This window comes from Sphingopyxis sp. (assembly GCF_036402335.1).
Taxonomy (GTDB): Bacteria; Pseudomonadota; Alphaproteobacteria; order Sphingomonadales; family Sphingomonadaceae; genus Sphingopyxis.
In genome coordinates, this window is record NZ_DASWTD010000130.1 from 1 (window position 1) to 2,517 (window position 2,517).

The 2,517-nt window shown below is 66.5% G+C and carries 3 protein-coding genes; 1 reads left to right on the forward strand and 2 read right to left on the reverse strand.

Features of this window, described 5'->3' with window-relative positions; all coding sequences use genetic code 11:
* Positions 1-66: 66 nt before the first annotated feature.
* Complete coding sequence (gene bla, locus VGD20_RS04115; protein ID WP_331133231.1) at positions 67-936, reverse strand: subclass B3 metallo-beta-lactamase; 870 nt, start codon at positions 934-936, stop codon at positions 67-69.
* Between the two features lie 99 nt (positions 937-1,035).
* Here bla and VGD20_RS04120 point away from each other — a divergent pair, with 99 nt between their 5' ends.
* Positions 1,036-1,920, forward strand: coding sequence for a LysR family transcriptional regulator (locus VGD20_RS04120; protein WP_331133229.1), 885 nt, complete (start codon positions 1,036-1,038; stop codon positions 1,918-1,920).
* A gap of 13 nt (positions 1,921-1,933) precedes the next feature.
* Here the strand turns inward: VGD20_RS04120 and VGD20_RS04125 are convergent.
* Positions 1,934-2,517 (reverse strand): hypothetical protein (locus tag VGD20_RS04125; RefSeq protein ID WP_331133230.1); only part of this gene is annotated, 584 nt, incomplete at its 5' end.

Consider the following 2,517-nt stretch of genomic DNA (forward strand, 5'->3'; position numbering starts at 1 on the left):
GCCCCTCCACCATTCGCTTCGCGAACGGTCCCCCTCCCCAGGCTTCGCCACAGGGAGGAAGGCCCATCATTTCACCGTCCCCGCTTTTTCACCGGCCAGCCGCTTCGCGAGCAACCCGCGCGAGCGGTCGGCATAGGCGCGGCACGCGCCGGGCTTGTCGCTATACCGCCCCTCGCCCGCATTGTCGGGATGCGCCGAAATCAATATGTCGCACGGCAGTTCGTCCATCCGGCGGTAGCTCGCCTCGAAGCCCGCGACGAACGGTGCGCCGGCCGCGCTCGTATAGCGATAGCCGTCCGCGGTCACCGGGTTGAGGCTCGACGCAAAGACGATCGCCTTGCACGCTGCGGCCTCGCACGCTTGCCAGCTCCAGCTCATGCTGCCCATCGTATGCCCCGGCGTCGCCTGCGCGGTGATCGCGATCTTGCCGAGCTGCAGAACCTCACCATCCTTCACCACGCGCAGCCGCTCGACGCCCGGCCAGGTGCCACCATAGGCGAGCTGCGGATCGTCGGCCGCCATCGCACCCGCGCGCAAGCCTTCGGCGCCGCGGGCACTCGCCACCACCGTCGCCCCCGTGTCGCGCGTCAGCGCGGCGAACCCGCCGCCATGGTCCCAATGTGGTTCGGTGCTCAGAATATATTTGATGTCTGCGGGATCGAACCCCAGCGCACGGACATTGGCGAGGATCGCGGGTGCCGCCTGCGGCAAGGCGCCATCGATCAGCACCAACCCGTCGCCGGTGTCGATCAACGCAACGCTCAGGCCGCCGAAACCGACGAGGTAGCTCGTCCCGAAAATCTTCTCGGGCGGCAAGGGTTTCAGCCACTCCTTTGCGCGTTCGACGGCCATCGGCTTCGTCAGCGGGTCGTCGGTTGCCGCCTGCGAGGCTCCCGCCGTCCCGATCATCCACAAGGCCAGCGCGATCGTCTTCATCATCTTTCGTCTCCCTTCACCGATCGGGATGCCCATCGCGCGGTGGCTTCACAAAGCATCATTTCTCGACAAAGCCATGAGATTATCTCATATATAACCATGGATCGCGCCCAGCTCCCGCTCAACGCCCTGCGCGCCTTCGACGCGGCGGCCCGCCACCTCAATTTCACGCGCGCGGCGATCGAGCTGCACGTCAGCCAGGGCGCGGTCAGCCATCAGGTCGCGCAGCTCGAACGCCGCCTCGGCACGCGCCTCTTTCACCGCCTGCCGCGCGGCCTCGGACTCACCGACGAAGGCCATGCGCTCGTCCCCGTCCTCGCCGACGCCTTCGACCGCGTCGCCGCAACGCTCGACCAGTACGCCGACGGCCGTTTCCGCGAAGCGCTCAAGGTCGGCGTCGTCGGCACCTTCGCGACCGGCTGGCTGCTTCCGCGCCTCGACGGCTTCGCGCGCGCTTTTCCCACGATCGATCTCCGCATCTCGACCAACAACAACCGCGTCGACCTCGCTGGCGAAGCGCTCGATTATGCGCTCCGCTTTGGTGACGGGGCGTGGCACGGCACCCACGCCGAACCGTTGCGCGCGGCCCCGATGGCGCCGCTCTGCACCCCAGCGACCGCTGCGCGGCTCAAATCGCCCGCCGACCTCGTTCACGAGCGCCTGCTGCGCTCGTACCGCGCCGACGAATGGGCGCTCTGGTTCGCCGCCGCAGGGGTGCCCTTACCCGTCCTCCGCGGCCCGGTCTTCGACAGCTCGGCGCTGATGGCGTCGGCGGCGACCGCGGGCCTTGGCGTCGCGCTCGCGCCCCCGTCGATGTTCGCGCGCGAACTCGCGTCCGAACATCTGGTCCAGCCTTTCACGCTGACCATCGATGCCGGCCGCTACTGGCTCACCCGCCTGATGTCGCGCCCCGAAAGCGAAGCGATGTTGCGGTTCAGGAACTGGCTCGTTGCCGAAATCGCGGCCGAAGCGCCGCCCGTCTGATTCCGGTCGGGGTTCAGTTTTTCGATCTGCGCCGGTCGCGCCCCGTATCCGCGGACCCGGCGTCCGCGCGCATCGGCGCCAGTCGTTCAAAACCGTCGAGCTGGTCCTGCGCGCAAAAATTGACCATGCCCCAGTCATTGGTCTCATTGTCGGTCGTCCAGCGATCCAGACATATCCGAAAGGCCGACTGGAGGGCCTTGTCCAGATAGACAGCCTTGAACAGCGTATAATTGCGGTGGCTGATCACTTCGTCCTTGAAGCAATCTTCGAGGTCCAGCTCCGCCCTTTCTTCCTGTTCCTTTTTGCAATGAATGCGCGCCCGGTCGGCGTCGAACCTGTCCCCCGCAACCGATACGTCGGTCCACAAGGCCTGGTCGCGGCCCGAACATATCTCGATCATGTTCCAGTCGGGCCGCGCGTTCCCGCCATAGTCGGCGACGCAGCGCTCGAGCGCCGCGCGCAGGCCCGGTTTCGCATATTTGTGCAGCGCCGCGACCTCCCGGTGATCGCGGATCAGCCCTTTGACGCATTCGATCTGCGCGTCGAAATCATGGGCATCATTCTCGTCGACGCATTGCGCGACGGCAAGGCCGGGAT

Bases quoted from the DNA above. Each gene is read 5' to 3' on its own strand.
- bla (WP_331133231.1), bottom strand. From the start codon at position 936: ATGAAGACGATCGCGCTGGCCTTGTGGATGATCGGGACGGCGGGAGCC.
- VGD20_RS04120 (WP_331133229.1), top strand. From the start codon at position 1,036: ATGGATCGCGCCCAGCTCCCGCTCAACGCCCTGCGCGCCTTCGACGCG.